This is a genomic window from Laedolimicola intestinihominis (assembly GCF_040096155.1).
Taxonomy (GTDB): domain Bacteria; phylum Bacillota; class Clostridia; order Lachnospirales; family Lachnospiraceae; genus Laedolimicola; species Laedolimicola intestinihominis.
Genome location: NZ_JBBMFE010000014.1, coordinates 78,858 through 92,838 on the forward strand (window position 1 = coordinate 78,858; position 13,981 = coordinate 92,838).

The 13,981-nt window shown below is 50.8% G+C and carries 17 protein-coding genes and 2 pseudogenes; all 19 read left to right on the forward strand.

Annotated elements, in window-relative coordinates; genetic code table 11:
• The first annotated feature begins 107 nt into the window (after nt 1-107).
• Nucleotides 108-404, forward strand: a complete 297-nt coding sequence (locus WMO29_RS13595; RefSeq protein ID WP_117534722.1) for a hypothetical protein — start codon at nt 108-110, stop codon at nt 402-404.
• Nucleotides 405-481: 77 nt separating this feature from the next.
• Nucleotides 482-1,051, forward strand: coding sequence for a hypothetical protein (locus WMO29_RS13600; protein WP_117534723.1), 570 nt, complete (start codon nt 482-484; stop codon nt 1,049-1,051).
• Nucleotides 1,052-1,134: 83 nt separating this feature from the next.
• Complete coding sequence (locus WMO29_RS13605) at nt 1,135-1,431, forward strand: DUF3847 domain-containing protein (protein WP_117534724.1); 297 nt, start codon at nt 1,135-1,137, stop codon at nt 1,429-1,431.
• A gap of 231 nt (nt 1,432-1,662) precedes the next feature.
• Nucleotides 1,663-3,171 (forward strand): MobQ family relaxase, encoded by a 1,509-nt coding sequence (gene mobQ / locus WMO29_RS13610; protein ID WP_117534725.1) that lies wholly within the window; start codon nt 1,663-1,665, stop codon nt 3,169-3,171.
• Between the two features lie 246 nt (nt 3,172-3,417).
• Nucleotides 3,418-5,310 carry an AAA family ATPase gene (locus WMO29_RS13615; protein ID WP_242985068.1) on the forward strand — a complete coding sequence of 631 codons (1,893 nt, stop codon included), beginning with the start codon at nt 3,418-3,420 and terminating at the stop codon, nt 5,308-5,310.
• Between the two features lie 107 nt (nt 5,311-5,417).
• Nucleotides 5,418-5,609 (forward strand): transposon-encoded TnpW family protein, encoded by a 192-nt coding sequence (locus WMO29_RS13620; protein ID WP_087286542.1) that lies wholly within the window; start codon nt 5,418-5,420, stop codon nt 5,607-5,609.
• Nucleotides 5,610-5,644: 35 nt separating this feature from the next.
• A pseudogene (locus tag WMO29_RS13625) lies at nt 5,645-6,916 on the forward strand (VirD4-like conjugal transfer protein, CD1115 family); the annotation flags it as partial.
• A gap of 105 nt (nt 6,917-7,021) precedes the next feature.
• Complete coding sequence (locus WMO29_RS13630) at nt 7,022-7,162, forward strand: Maff2 family mobile element protein (protein WP_435391175.1); 141 nt, start codon at nt 7,022-7,024, stop codon at nt 7,160-7,162.
• 167 nt (nt 7,163-7,329) lie between these two features.
• On the forward strand, nt 7,330-7,689 hold the full coding sequence (locus tag WMO29_RS13635) for a PadR family transcriptional regulator (RefSeq protein WP_015534245.1): 360 nt from the start codon (nt 7,330-7,332) through the stop codon (nt 7,687-7,689).
• Nucleotides 7,686-8,144 (forward strand): DUF1700 domain-containing protein, encoded by a 459-nt coding sequence (locus WMO29_RS13640; RefSeq protein WP_117946835.1) that lies wholly within the window; start codon nt 7,686-7,688, stop codon nt 8,142-8,144. Before WMO29_RS13635 ends, WMO29_RS13640 begins: the two co-directional genes overlap by 4 nt.
• Before the next feature lie 3 nt (nt 8,145-8,147).
• The gene (locus WMO29_RS13645; protein ID WP_117946834.1) at nt 8,148-8,591 is read left to right on the forward strand and encodes a DUF6591 domain-containing protein; all 444 of its coding nucleotides are present in this window, start codon (nt 8,148-8,150) and stop codon (nt 8,589-8,591) included.
• Nucleotides 8,592-8,760: 169 nt separating this feature from the next.
• Nucleotides 8,761-9,183, forward strand: coding sequence for a sigma-70 family RNA polymerase sigma factor (locus WMO29_RS13650; protein WP_117946833.1), 423 nt, complete (start codon nt 8,761-8,763; stop codon nt 9,181-9,183).
• A complete protein-coding gene (locus tag WMO29_RS13655) occupies nt 9,176-9,388 on the forward strand; it encodes a helix-turn-helix domain-containing protein (protein WP_117946832.1) in 213 nt (70 codons plus the stop codon). Before WMO29_RS13650 ends, WMO29_RS13655 begins: the two co-directional genes overlap by 8 nt.
• Before the next feature lie 502 nt (nt 9,389-9,890).
• A complete protein-coding gene (locus tag WMO29_RS13660) occupies nt 9,891-10,289 on the forward strand; it encodes a plasmid mobilization protein (protein ID WP_118515678.1) in 399 nt (132 codons plus the stop codon).
• The gene (locus tag WMO29_RS13665) at nt 10,261-11,883 is read left to right on the forward strand and encodes a relaxase/mobilization nuclease domain-containing protein (protein WP_270497480.1); all 1,623 of its coding nucleotides are present in this window, start codon (nt 10,261-10,263) and stop codon (nt 11,881-11,883) included. Before WMO29_RS13660 ends, WMO29_RS13665 begins: the two co-directional genes overlap by 29 nt.
• A 184-nt stretch (nt 11,884-12,067) precedes the next feature.
• On the forward strand, nt 12,068-12,280 hold the full coding sequence (locus WMO29_RS13670; RefSeq protein WP_005927784.1) for a hypothetical protein: 213 nt from the start codon (nt 12,068-12,070) through the stop codon (nt 12,278-12,280).
• On the forward strand, nt 12,270-13,019 hold the full coding sequence (locus WMO29_RS13675) for a phage replisome organizer N-terminal domain-containing protein (RefSeq protein ID WP_173841928.1): 750 nt from the start codon (nt 12,270-12,272) through the stop codon (nt 13,017-13,019). The genes WMO29_RS13670 and WMO29_RS13675 overlap by 11 nt, the downstream gene beginning before the upstream one ends.
• Complete coding sequence (locus WMO29_RS13680) at nt 13,016-13,873, forward strand: ATP-binding protein (protein WP_173841929.1); 858 nt, start codon at nt 13,016-13,018, stop codon at nt 13,871-13,873. The genes WMO29_RS13675 and WMO29_RS13680 overlap by 4 nt, the downstream gene beginning before the upstream one ends.
• A pseudogene (locus WMO29_RS16780) lies at nt 13,870-13,981 on the forward strand (transposon-encoded TnpW family protein); the annotation flags it as partial. The gene WMO29_RS13680 and the pseudogene WMO29_RS16780, both read left to right, overlap by 4 nt.

A 13,981-nucleotide genomic window follows, 5' to 3' on the forward strand; every position in this document is an offset into this window, starting at 1 on the left:
CCGGGCGGTTTTTATCGTCAAAAACGCCGTTTTCTCCAAGTCAAGAGCCGGAGAAAACACCCGAAAAATGCCCCTATTGCATAACAGGGGCGCAGAAAGGAGAGCTTATGAGAACAGGGCTTACCAAGCGGGAAAAGACCACCGACATTTGGTTTGACGAGAAAGACCCCCTTATCCATATCCGCACCCACAACACCGCCTTGAAGAAGCGTCTGCTTGCATACAGCCGCCGTTATCCGGCGATCTGCCAGCAGACCGACGCAGACCCGGAAACGGGCTGCATGGAGTTTGATATTGAGAAAGGCCGCTTCTCTTTCCGTCTGACCGCCCCATACAGTGAGGAACGGCGGGAAGCAGCGCGGCAGTTTGCCAAGGAAAACAATGCCGCCAGCAGACTGAAATGAGGTGGATTTGTTCATAATCCTGTGCTATACTTCTCTTGAAAAAAGAACAACAAATCGAAATTTTGAGGAGGTTTACTATGATATATAAGTTTACGGAAGTATTAAACGATCTTGTTAATTATTTTATTCTTGGTGACATTTTACTACTGGAAAGTTGGAAAAGAGCCAATAATCTTTCAGACGATTTGGCAACGGAATTTACCACAAATGAAAGTGGGGATAGGGCTTTTAGTGAAGGTATTGTTATCCCCATGAGTGGCATTGAAAACTATCCTTATACCGTATTGTTTAATCTCTCTGGTGATAAACCGGAGTTGTGCAAAGGGGAAAGCCGATTGCAGTTTAGAAGGAGTGGTTATTCCCTCAAAGTGGATAATAATATGCTTATGCTTTTTACATGGCACATATTAAAACAGTTTACTCCCGAAAAAGTGAAAACTCTAATTTCTTATTACAGACAGAATAAAAAGCCAATTGTCGAACTTGCAAATGGCTGGTATCATATCGAGATTTTGGGTGGAGAAACCTTGCAGGACGGGGACTATGAGCCTACATTTGAATTTGTGATACAACCAATAGAAAATGAAGAAAAAGCCGCAAATGCTGATATGAATTTAAGCTTTGAAATTATAAGTTCTGCTTATTAAAACTAAATATATTATCCACAAGGGCAGCCGAGAAAATCGACTGCCCTTTTTCCATGCCTACGGGCAGAAAGGAGCGACCAGCTATGACGAAACCGAGGGAGAAAACCCGTGAGGAATTGACCGCCGAGATTGAGGAAGGCAAGAAGAAAATCCGGCAGTTTGAAAACCGGGAGAAAATCATCAAGCAGAAGCTATCCGTCGAGGAACGCAAGGCGAGAAACCACAGGCTTTGTAAGCGCGGCGGCTTCATGGAGAGCCTTGTGCCGGAGCTGATTGCCATGCCGGACGAGGACGCGAAAGCCTTTTTACGGCTTGCCTTGATGAGCGAGCCAGCACAGGAGTTTTTGAAAAAACGAGCCGGGGACGGGAATGCGGAGTAATCCCTTTGGAACAAAGGGCGCACTTATACACCCTTGCGGGCGTGTGCGCTCTGCCGAGGGCTCATCTCCGCACAGGGAACTTTCCCCGCGCTCCGATATGGCGACTTTGCCGCAACAAGGGGCTGCACCCCTTGCGCCGCTTACGCGGCTATCCCTGCACACCCACAAAAACAGTACACCCGCCGTTGGTGTCTGTACCATTTTTGCGGGTCTTGTTATCCTATCCGGGAGGTGATACCCATAGCCATCTATCATTGTAATATCAGCATTGTCAGCCGGGGCAAGGGCAAATCAGCCGTTGCCGCAGCCGCCTACCGAAGCGGCGAGAAAATCACAAACGAGTGGGACGGAATGACCCATGACTACACCCGCAAGCGCGGCGTTGTCCATACGGAAATCCTATTGCCGCCCCATGCCCCGCCCTCTTTCTCTGACCGCGCTACCCTATGGAACAGTGTGGAGCTTTACGAGAAAGCCGGGAACGCCCAGCTTGCCAGAGAGATTGACGCAGCACTCCCCATAGAATTATCCAGAGAGGAACAGATCCGGCTTGTCCGGGAATACTGTTCCTCTCAATTTGTTTCCAGAGGAATGTGCGTTGACTTTGCCATTCACGACACTGACAGCGGCAACCCCCATTGTCATATCATGCTTACCATGCGCCCCCTTGACGAGCGCGGCGCATGGGCGGCGAAGTCCAAAAAGGAATATGACCTTGACGAAAACGGCGAGCGCATACGCTTGCCAAGCGGCAGATATAAGACACACAAAGTTGACCTCACAGGCTGGAACGACAAGGGCAACGCGCTTTTGTGGCGCAAGGCATGGGCGGATATTTCAAACGCCTACCTTGAACGCGCCGGACACCCGGAGCGTATCGACCACCGCAGCAACGCCGAGCGCGGCATTGACGAGCTGCCTACCGTCCACATGGGCGTAGCGGCTTGTCAAATGGAGAAGAAAGGCATAGCCACCGAGAAAGGCGAGCTGAACCGGAATATCCAAAAGGCAAACCGCCTTATCCGGGAAATCCGGGCGCAGATTGGAAAGCTCAAAGAATGGATTGGCGAACTGTTCAAGGCGCGGGAAACTGCCCCGGAGCAGCCCCCGCAATCCCCCGGCCTTGCAAATCTGCTGATGAAATATTTAAGCGTTCAGAGAGAAAAGAGCCGGAAGTATTCGCAGAGTTGGCAAAGGCAGCACGCCGCCGATGAACTGAAAACCGTTGCAAAGGCGGTCAACTATCTTTCCGAGCATGGCATTTCCACCCTTGACGAGCTGGACGCTGCTCTTTCCTCTGTCAGCGATAAAGCCTATTCAATCCGGGAGGGAATGAAAACCGCCGAGCAGCGCATGAAAGAGCTGCAAAAACTCATGGAGTACGGCAGAAATTATCAAACCTACAAGCCCATACAGGACGAGTATCGGCAAATCCGCTGGAAAGGAAAACAGGAGAAGTTTGCGGAAGCCCGCCGCGCCGAGCTTACCCTATGGGACGCGGCAAACCGCTATCTCCATGCCCATTTGCCGGAGGGCGTGAAAACCCTGCCGATCTCCGCGTGGGAGAAAGAATATACCGCCCTCAAAGCACAGCGGGAAGCGGAATATGAAACGCTGAAAGATACCCGCGCCGAAGTTGCCGAGCTTCAAAAAATCCGCAAATGCGTGGATATTGCACTCCGCGCCGACCAACCGGCACAGACGCAGAGCCGCACCAAGCGGCAGGAACAGGAGCGATAAAGGAAAGGACGGGCAAGCTGTTCGGCTTGTCCGCCCTCTGTACTATTGGATGGATAAAAGGCGACTCATTTCTTTTTGAATTTTGTTACAATCTTATTTACCCATATATCTACAATTATATCACCTATGGTTGCAAGGAAATCAACTATTAAATCAATCATAAGATCACCTCTTAAATCCAACTTGCTAACCCCATTATATTTGAAATCTGTGAACAATTCAACCACAGAAAGAGAGGTATCAACCATGTATTACACCCAAGAACAGATAGACCGGGCGAACCAAGCCGACCTTGTTTCTTTCCTACAATCACAGGGCGAGCAGCTTACCCGCGCCGGAAATGAATACCGCTGGAAACGGCACGACAGCTTGACCGTCCGGGGAAACAAATGGTACAGGCACAGCCAGAGCAAGGGCGGCGGCCCCGTCGATTTTGTCATGGAGTTTTTCGGCAAGAGCTTCACCGAAGCCGTGGAACTTCTCACAGGAGAAAAGGGAGCCGTACCGCCGCCGGACAGACCTTGCCCCGCGTCCCTATCCGACTTCCGGCTACCGCCCCCAAACAGCGACAATCGAACAGCGAGGAACTACCTCACAGCAGCCCGCCGCATTGATGAAGATGTGACGGGCTTTTTCTTTGCCCGCGGCGATATTTACGAGGACGCAGCCCACCACAACGCCGTATTTGTGGGGCGGGACGAGGACGGAATACCGCGTTACGCCCACAGCAAGGGGACGGCGGGAAACTTCCGGCTTGATGTGAAAGGCAGCGACAAAGCCTTTAATTTCTGCTACCGGGGCGAGAGCGACAGGCTTTTTGTCTTTGAAGCCCCCGTTGACCTGCTCTCTTTCCTCTGCCTGTTCAAAAAGGCATGGCAGAAACAGAGCTATTTGTCATTGGGCGGCGTGGGAGAAAAAGCCCTGTTGCGTTTCCTCTCTGACCGCCCAAACATCAAGACCGTTTACCTCTGCCTTGACAGCGACCAAGCGGGAAACGACGCTTGCAGCCGCCTTGCGGAGCTTGTGCCGGAGGGATATACCGTCCACCGCCTTGTGCCGCTGTTTAAGGACTGGAACGAGGTATTGCAGCACCGGGCAGAAATCACAGACGGGAAGTATATCCGGGAAGCGGTTTACGGCTTGAAAGAGCCGCCGCAGGAAGAAACCGTCGAGATTATTCGCATGAGCGAGGTTGACACACAGACCGTTGAATGGCTATGGGAGCCGTATATCCCGTTTGGAAAAGTAACCATTGTGCAAGGCAATCCCGGCGAGGGCAAGACCACCTTTGCCCTACGCCTTGCCGCCGCCTGCACCACCGGGGGAACGCTGCCGGGAATGAAGCCCTTGCCGCCATTCCAAGTGATTTACCAGACCGCCGAGGACGGGCTGGGCGATACCGTCAAGCCCCGCTTGATAGAAGCCGAAGCCGACCTTGACCGCGTGCTTGTGATTGATGAAGCCAAGCGGGAGCTTACTCTCTCCGACGAGCGCATAGAAAAGGCAATCACGCAGAACGAGGCGCGGTTGATTATCCTTGACCCCATACAGGCGTACATGGGCGAGAAAACCGACATGAACAGGGCAAACGAAGTGCGCCCCATGTTCCGCCGCCTTGCCGATGTTGCCGAGCGTACCGGGTGCGCCGTTATCCTTATCGGACACTTGAACAAAGCTGCCGGAGGGCAGAGCGCATACCGGGGCTTAGGTTCTATCGACTTCCGCGCCGCAGCAAGGAGCGTCCTGCTGATCGGGCGCGTGAAGCGGGAGCCGAATGTGCGTGTTATCGTCCATGACAAATCTTCCCTTGCGCCGGAGGGCAAGCCCGTTGCCTTTTGCCTTGACCCGGAAACAGGCTTTTCATGGATAGGCGAATACGACATAACCGCCGACGAACTGCTATCCGGCGCGGGCGGGAACACCACCACCAAGACCGAACAGGCCGAGAAGCTGATACTTGACTTACTCGCAGACGGGAAAGAGCTTGCCAGCGAGGACATTGTAAAGGCCGCAGCCGAAGCTGGAATATCCGAGAGGACGGTTAAAAATGCCCGCCGCAATCTTGATACCCGGATAGAAGTCATACGCCGGGGAAATCAATGGTACTATCGCAGGAACGAAGCCAAGAGTGCAAAGTAAGAATGCAATCCGTAGATACCTTTGCATTGTTGCACCCTTGCACCCTTACCCGATATGACCGCCTCATGTGCCGACCACATGGGGCTTTATCTTTGAAAGGAGAGCCTATGAACAATGAAACCAGCAAGACCAGCACCCCCGCAGCCGTTTCCCCTCTGACCGCCAAACCCGACCTTGTGAAGAACATCGGCGGCACGACCTTTGACATTCATATCCATTTCAGCGAAACCAGCCGGGAAACCTTTACGGACAAGGTTGTGCGCCTTATCCAGAACGACAGCGGCGATGAAACCGCTTAAAAGCAAGATACTATTTTCTTGTTCCTTATTGACAAAACCCGAAAGGGACGGTGCTGGTGGAGTGCGGAAAGATGCTGAAACGGGGAAAGTACAAAATCAAAGTTCTAAATACCATAAACTTTGCAAAATCCATGCACTACAATCCTTTCGCCTATCTTCGGAGCGAAAAGGATATTTTGAAACTCGTCAACACGATTATAGTCAACACCAAAGGAGAGGGACAGCAATCCGGTGAGGACTTCTGGGTTAAGGCTGAAAAACTCTACTATACGGCACTTATCGCCTACATCTGGTACGAAGCACCGGAGGAGGAACAGAATTTCGCTATGTTGATTGATTTGATTGATGCAAGCGAAGCGAGAGAGGACGATGAGAATTTCAAAAATGCCGTAGATTTGCTCTTTGAGGAGCTGGAGGAAAAAGACCCGAACCATTTTGCCGTAAGGCAGTATAAGAAATATAAACTTGCGGCAGGAAAAACAGCAAAGTCGATTCTGATTAGCTGCGGTGCAAGGTTAGCACCATTTGATATAAAAGAGCTGCGTGACCTGATGGAATATGATGAACTGGAGCTTGACACTCTGGGAGAGCAGAAAACAGCGTTGTTCGTTATTATTTCTGATACGGATTCCACATTCAATTTCGTGGTATCAATCATGTATTCCCAGCTCTTTAATCTGCTTTGTGATAAGGCAGACGATGTTTATAACGGAAGGCTCCCGGTTCATGTGCGTATGCTCCTTGATGAGTTTGCGAACATCGGGCAGATTCCACAGTTTGAGAAGCTGATTGCTACCATTCGTAGCCGTGAAATATCAGCTTCTATTATTTTGCAGTCAAAGTCACAGCTCAAAGCAATTTATAAGGACAATGCAGATACCATAGAGGGTAACTGTGATACCACCCTGTTTCTCGGAGGGAAGGAAAAGACCACACTAAAGGAATTGGAAGATGTACTGGGGAAAGAAACGATTGATTTATACAATACCTCAGACACAAGAGGTACAAGCCAGTCCTACGGTCTGAATTATCAAAAGACAGGAAAGGCTTTGATGTCACAGGACGAGATTGCGGTCATGGACGGTGGAAAATGTATCATGCAGCTTAGAGGTGTCAGACCATTTTTCTCGGATAAATTCGATATAACGAAGCACAAGAGGTACAAAGAGCTGTCCGATTATGACAAGAAAAACGCCTTTGATATGGAACAGTATGTGAAACATCTGCACCACATGAAGCTCACAGAAAAGACAAAGGTAGACGAAGCCTTTGAATGTGGGGAGATTTCCCCGGATACAACTGAATAATGTTTTGGACACGATGTCCAGAGGTACAGGAGTTTTGCAGATGAAAGCAATGCTCCTTATTTTTTACTTAAAAACAAGTCTTAAGAAAGAATGAGGTAAATCAATATGGCATTTTTTACAACAGCAGTAACAGGATTAAAGACCGTTGTGACAGCAATCGGAGCAGGCGTGGCAGTATGGGGCGTTATCAATCTTCTGGAGGGTTACGGAAATGATAATCCGGGTGCCAATGCTCATGTGCCATAAAGTAACACACAAGAATTTGATAGACAGCAGCCCATTATTCCGATATTGCCTTACGCACGCATCTTGTAACTTTTTCGTTAAGACTATTGACTCTGATACCTCGAAAGAGATATAATATAGTTGCTACTTAGCAAGCCTAAGTAGCGAAACTAAAGAGAGGCGACGATATGAATAACAAATATGTCCAGCAATTCAAAAAAGGCTCTCTGGAAATGATACTCTTATGCCTAATCGGACGCAAGGAAACTTATGGATATGAAATTATAACCGAATTGAACAATAGTGCGTCTGTTTTGGGATATGCGAAAGAGGGAACCATTTACCCTATTCTGTATCGTTTACAGGAAGCAGAACTAATCAAATGCCGATTGGCTCCGGCTGCGGCAAATGGCGGCTCAAAAAAGTATTATTCTTTAACTGATAAAGGCAGGAATGTACTTGATGAACTAATCTTATTTTGGTCAAGCTATGAAAACTGCGTAAACGGCTTTATAGAAAGTTATCAACAAGCGAGGGTGTCCAAATGAAAGAACAATATATCAAACAGGTTGAAAAGGAACTATCTTTACCACGCAAAATGAAAAAAGAGGTTGTGCGTGACTTGAATGAAGTTTTTGCGTCTGCTATGGAGCATGGAGAAACAGAGCAACAGGTTATCCAACGTTTGGGCACACCAAAAGAATTTGCAGACAGCACCGCAGAACAGTTTGGCATTGATAACACCACATTGAAAAAAAGGAACGGTATCATTTCTACTCTTGTTGCGCTTGTTATCGCGGTTGCTGCCTTTTCGGTATATGCTGTTGCACAATCAGGAAAAGTACCAGAAGGAGCAATCGGACAGGCAGACGCGACAACAAATATACAGATTGAGGGCGCATTTGCCTTTGATGTTTCACAAATCCTTTTGACTATTGGGTTTGTAGCAACGGCTATTGCTGTTTTGTTAATTATTAGAACCATACACAAAAACAGGAGGTAACCAATGAAGAAGTATATTTCTGTATTCGCAATCATGCTTATGATTTTTTTGGCTGCGTGTTCTAATCAAAATATCTCATCTGCACCAACCAGCAATGAGAGCAATACACAATCTAACAGTGTTACAAAATTGGAAGAGGGCGTTTGGCCTGCGAATGAGTACACGGAGGGGCTTCCTGTTCCGCCTGGTACGGTTGCATGGGCTACACTTGATACAGAACATGGGAATTGCAGTATCAACCTTACCGGCGTTAGCGAAAACGACTATAACGAGTACATGGAGATTTTGAACCAAGAAGGCTTTTCCGTAATTGAAAATGTGTCAGAGGAAATCGAGGGAGAAAACTATGTTTCTATCGGAACACTTTTGTCAAATGAAGAAAAGTGGATAAGCATCAGCTATGTTCCAGACAGTTTCGGTATCTACATTTCTTTTGTCAACAACTGAATGAACATAACGAAATAGCAAAGCCAGTCGAGCCAGTCAACGGTTAAGATGAACGGCGCATACGCGCCGCCGTTGACAGCCCCGCCCGCCTTTGCTGGCAGGCAATCAAGGGGTGGACAGCAAGGAGTGCTGCCCGCCCCGTACTATTATTCAGAGAGGGGGAATTTCCATGACCGAGATTGAAGCCTATCAAGAGTATATCCGGTGCAAGCACAACGCCTTTTGTAAAGCCGTTATTCGGTATGCCGCCATCGGGAAAATCATACGGCTGCGGCAGAAATGGGAACGGGAAATTTCCCTTGACTATCTGACAAATGAGAAGTTTGTCCAGTTTGCCGAGCCGGAGCCGGACGAAGAACACCCCTTTATCGTCTGCGGCCAGACCGTCCTGCTCTGCAACGTCACCCTTGCCGCTGCACTCTCGACTTTGCCGGAACAAGCGCAGGAAGAAATCTTCCGCTACTATTTCCTGCACCAGCCGCAGCGCGTGATCGGTGCGTACTTTGGTCAAACACGCAGCACAGCGGGGCGGCATATCCAACTTGCCTTGCAGCGGTTACGGGAGGAAATGGAGGTGAGCCGCCATGAGTAGGCTACTTCCCTATGAAACCATTGTCAAAGCCCATGAAGGCGACCCGGAAGCCGTGGACGCAGTTCTTTCCCACTATGCCGGATATATCCGATACTTTTCCAAAATGAACGGGCAAGTCAATGCCGAAGTTGAGGACTATGTGAAAGAACGGTTGATTGCCTGTCTGCTCAAATTCCAATTTGACTACCCGCCGGACGAGCCATAAAAACTGAATACTTGCCGCCCACCGGCGGCCATCGAAAGCAGTAAGTCTTGAAAAAGATTTACTGCTTTTTTCTATTCTATTTCCGGCCATTTTGCCCCTTGCCGGTTGCAGTAGTGAGTGAAAAGAAAAATTCTCTACCCCGCCAGTTGCCAAAAAGCTGTTGCCCGGATTACAGGAGCAAAAGGAAATTTGAGAAAATCCCCGTCCAGCGGGTAGATGACGGTCTTTGAAATGTATCTTTAGCGGAAAGGAAAAAAGACCGCCTACAGCGGGCAGCAAAGCCCTTTTCGAGCGTTATATTAGCGGAAAATGAGAAGCCCCCATATGCGCCGGGGTTTGCAGTTACGGAGAGCAAGTTTCTACCACGGTGCCAAAATCCGCAATTCTGCGGTTTTTGCCCCTCGCGGGAAACTTGTTGGGGAGTGCCTTCCCCAAACCCTGCTTTGCGGCTTACGCCGCTTATCCCCGCCGCGCTCATGCGGCAAGAAAGGAGGTCACGACCATGCGAAAGAAATACAACACGCCCCACCGCAGCCGCGTTGTGAAAACCCGGCTGTCCGAAGATGAATACGCCGACTTCACAGCGCGGCTTGCGCCCTATGGTATCAGCCAGTCCGAATTTCTCCGGCAGGCGATACGGCGGGCGACCATACGCCCCGTAATCCATGTGTCGGCGGTCAATGATGAACTGCTTTCCGCTGTCGGGAAGTTGGCCGCCGAGTACGGCAGGATCGGCGGCAACCTCAACCAGATAGCCCGGTATCTGAACGAGTACGGCGCACCTTACAATGCGCTGTCCGGCGAGGTACACGCCGCCATAGCCGACCTTGCCGCCCTCAAGTATGAAGTCCTCAAGAAAGTAGGTGACGCGGTTGGCAACACTCAAGCATATCAACTCTAAAAACGCCGACTACGGAGCCGCCGAACAATACCTGCTTTTTGAGCATGACGAGTTTACCATGAAGCCCGTCCTTGATGAATCCGGCAGGCTTATCCCCCGCGAGGACTACCGGCTGTCCACGCTGAACTGCGGCGGGGAGGATTTTGCCATTGCCTGTATGCGGGCAAATCTCCGCTATGGAAAGAACCAGCGGCGGGAAGATGTGAAAAGCCACCACTACATCATCAGCTTTGACCCACGGGACGCAGCGGACAACGGCCTGACCGTAGACCAGGCGCAGGCGTTGGGTGAGAAGTTTTGCGCCGAGCATTTCCCCGGCCACCAAGCCCTTGTATGCACCCACCCGGACGGCCATAACCACAGCGGCAATATCCATGTGCATATCGTCATCAACTCCCTGCGGATTTACGAAGTCCCGCTTCTGCCCTACATGGACAGACCAGCCGACACAAGGGAGGGCTGCAAGCACCGCTGCACCAACGCCGCTATGGAATATTTCAAGAGTGAAGTCATGGAAATGTGCCACCGGGAGGGGCTTTACCAAATCGACCTCTTGAACGGCAGCAAGGAACGGATAACGGAACGGGAATACTGGGCGGCAAAGAAAGGGCAGCTTGCCCTTGATAAAGAGAACGCTGTCAGAGAAGCCGCAGGACAGCCGACCAAGCCCACCAAGTTTGAAACGGACAAGGCGAAGCTGCGCCGGACGATACGGCAGGCACTTTCCCAAGCTGGCAGCTTTGACGAGTTTTCTTCCCTTTTGCTGCGGGAGGGCGTGACCGTCAAGGAGAGCCGGGGGCGACTTTCCTACCTCACGCCGGACAGGACGAAGCCTATCACAGCCCGGAAGCTGGGGGACGATTTTGACAAGGCTGCTGTCCTTACCCTGCTCACGCAGAACGCCCGCAGAGCCGCCGAACAGACCACAGCCATACCCGAATACCCCTACACCCAAAAGGAACGCTTGCGGGAGGAAAAAGCCGCAAAAACCACCCCGGCAGACAACACCTTGCAGCGCATGGTTGACCGGGAAGCCAAGCGAGCCGAGGGCAAGGGCGTGGGCTATGACCGCTGGGCGGCAAAGCACAACCTAAAGCAGATGGCGGCTACCGTTACCGCCTATCAGCAGTATGGCTTTTCTTCCCCGGAGGAACTGGACGAAGCCTGTTCTGCCGCTTATGCCGCCATGCAGGAAAGCCTTACGGAGCTGAAGCAGGTGGAAAAGACGCTGGACGGGAAAAAGGAGCTGCAACGGCAGGTGCTTGCCTATTCCAAGACCCGCCCTGTCCGGGACGGGCTGAAACAGCAGAAAAACGCCAAAGCAAAAGCAGCCTACCGACAGAAGCACGAAAGCGACTTTATTATAGCAGACGCAGCCGCCCGCTATTTCAGGGAGAACGGCATTTCCAAGCTGCCGAGCTATAAAGCCCTGCAAGCAGAGATTGAAACCCTTATCAAAGAGAAAAACAGCGGCTACAACGATTACCGGGCAAAACGGGAGGAATACCGCCGCTTACAGACTGTCAAGGGCAATATCGACCAGATTTTACGCCGGGAGCGCAAGCCTGTGAAAAGGCAGGAACAGGAGCGATAAAAACCACCCCAAAATGTACCCGAACCCATACAGAACAAGGGGGCTGCCCCGTACCCTATCCGCAATACCAAAGGATTTTTTAACGGGCTTACAGGGCAGAAAAACCCCGAAAATGATACCGAGATGATACAGAATTACCGCCGATACCGCCACACCAGCGGAAACGGCAGAAAGGAGCGCACCCATGCCAAGAATGAGCAAGAAACGGCGGCTGGAATGGTCTTTTTTCCTGCGGCAAGTAAAAGTCGGGAATACCACCTGCGACCGTATCACATACAACGACCTCTGCCGGGGCTGTACACATAGCTGCAAGCAGAGCTTCCGGGCGGTTATCATACTCTGCCCCCGCTACTACTCCAAACGCCGGAAAAAGGAGGACAGGGACAATGGCAGATAACCGCAAGTATTACTACCTCAAGCTGAAAGAGAACTTTTTTGACAGCGACTCCATTGTGCTGCTGGAAGATATGAAAGACGGGATTTTATATTCCAATATCCTCTTGAAGCTGTACTTAAAATCGCTGAAAAACGGCGGGAAGTTGCAGCTTGACGAGCATATCCCCTACACAGCGCAGATGATAGCGACACTGACCCGCCACCAGATAGGGACGGTTGAAAGGGCTTTAGAGATTTTCCGGCAGTTGGGGCTTGTGGAGCAGCTTGACAGCGGGGTTTTTTATATGACCGACATTGAGCTGATGATAGGACAGTCCTCTACCGAAGCCGAGCGGAAACGGGCTGCAAGACTGGAAAACAAGGCACTTTTACCGCCCCGGACAAAAGGCGGACATTTGTCCGACATTCGTCCACCAGAGATAGAGATAGAGTTAGAGAAAGAGATAGAGATAGAAAAAGAGAGAGAGGGAGAAACGGGACACCCCGTCCCCGCTGCTTATGGCAGATACAACAATGTGATACTGACCGATACAGAGCTTTCCGGGCTGAAAACAGAGCTGCCCGACAAGTGGGAGTATTATATTGACCGGCTTTCCTGCCATATCGCTTCCACCGGGAAGCAGTACCACAGCCATGCAGCCACCATTTACAAGTGGGCGCAGGAGGACGCTGCCAAAGGCAAGGCTGCCCCGAAACAGGGCATACCCGATTATTCATGCAAGGAGGGCGAGAGCTTATGAAAAACGAGATTGAAGCTATGATTACGGACATTACAACCACTACCGCCGAAGCGGAGGACTACACAGGCGAGGACGGGCTTTTATACTGCGGCAAGTGCCATACGCCAAAAGAAGCATACTTTTCAAAAGAAACCGCCCAATGGTTAGGGCATGACCGACACCCGGCAGAGTGCGACTGCCACCGGGCAGCCCGTGAAAAGCAGCAAGCCGCCGAAAGCCGACAGAAGCACCTTGAAAAAGTGGAGGACTTGAAACGCCGGGGCTTTACCGACCCCGCTATGCGGAACTGGACATTTGAGCATGACAACGGCAGAAACCCACAGACCGAAACCGCCCGCTTTTATGTGGAGAGCTGGGAAACCATGCAGGCTGAAAATATCGGCTACCTGTTTTGGGGCGGCGTGGGGACAGGAAAAAGCTACCTTGCTGCCTGTATCGCCAACGCCCTTATGGAAAAAGAGGTTGCCGTCTGCATGACAAACTTTGCAACGATACTCAATGACCTTGCCGCCAGCTTTGAGGGCAGGAACGAATATATTTCCCGCCTTTGCAGCTACCCCCTGCTGATACTTGATGATTTTGGTATGGAGCGAGGGACAGAATACGGGCTGGAACAGGTTTACAGCGTGATTGACAGCCGTTACCGAAGCGGCAAGCCGCTGATCGCCACGACCAACCTCACGCTGGAGGAATTGCAGCACCCGCAGGACACGCCCCATGCCCGTATCTATGACAGGCTGACTTCCATGTGCGCCCCTGTCCGCTTCACGGGCAGCAACTTCCGAAAGGAAACCGCACAGGAAAAGCTGGAACGCTTAAAGCAACTGATGAAGCAGCGAAAGGAGAGCCTATGACAGAAACCAAACAGACAAGCACCACCAAAACAGACCGCCGCCCGGACTGTGTAACGGAAATCCGCATGGGCAACTCCGTCCTTACCGTTTCCGGCTTCTTCAAGCAGG

Coding starts and splice junctions, on each gene's coding strand:
- WMO29_RS13595 (WP_117534722.1), top strand. CDS start 108: ATGAGAACAGGGCTTACCAAGCGGGAAAAGACCACCGACATTTGGTTT.
- WMO29_RS13600 (WP_117534723.1), top strand. CDS start 482: ATGATATATAAGTTTACGGAAGTATTAAACGATCTTGTTAATTATTTT.
- WMO29_RS13605 (WP_117534724.1), top strand. CDS start 1,135: ATGACGAAACCGAGGGAGAAAACCCGTGAGGAATTGACCGCCGAGATT.
- WMO29_RS13615 (WP_242985068.1), top strand. CDS start 3,418: ATGTATTACACCCAAGAACAGATAGACCGGGCGAACCAAGCCGACCTT.
- WMO29_RS13620 (WP_087286542.1), top strand. CDS start 5,418: ATGAACAATGAAACCAGCAAGACCAGCACCCCCGCAGCCGTTTCCCCT.
- WMO29_RS13630 (WP_435391175.1), top strand. CDS start 7,022: ATGGCATTTTTTACAACAGCAGTAACAGGATTAAAGACCGTTGTGACA.
- WMO29_RS13635 (WP_015534245.1), top strand. CDS start 7,330: ATGAATAACAAATATGTCCAGCAATTCAAAAAAGGCTCTCTGGAAATG.
- WMO29_RS13640 (WP_117946835.1), top strand. CDS start 7,686: ATGAAAGAACAATATATCAAACAGGTTGAAAAGGAACTATCTTTACCA.
- WMO29_RS13645 (WP_117946834.1), top strand. CDS start 8,148: ATGAAGAAGTATATTTCTGTATTCGCAATCATGCTTATGATTTTTTTG.
- WMO29_RS13650 (WP_117946833.1), top strand. CDS start 8,761: ATGACCGAGATTGAAGCCTATCAAGAGTATATCCGGTGCAAGCACAAC.
- WMO29_RS13655 (WP_117946832.1), top strand. CDS start 9,176: ATGAGTAGGCTACTTCCCTATGAAACCATTGTCAAAGCCCATGAAGGC.
- WMO29_RS13660 (WP_118515678.1), top strand. CDS start 9,891: ATGCGAAAGAAATACAACACGCCCCACCGCAGCCGCGTTGTGAAAACC.
- WMO29_RS13670 (WP_005927784.1), top strand. CDS start 12,068: ATGCCAAGAATGAGCAAGAAACGGCGGCTGGAATGGTCTTTTTTCCTG.
- WMO29_RS13675 (WP_173841928.1), top strand. CDS start 12,270: ATGGCAGATAACCGCAAGTATTACTACCTCAAGCTGAAAGAGAACTTT.
- WMO29_RS13680 (WP_173841929.1), top strand. CDS start 13,016: ATGAAAAACGAGATTGAAGCTATGATTACGGACATTACAACCACTACC.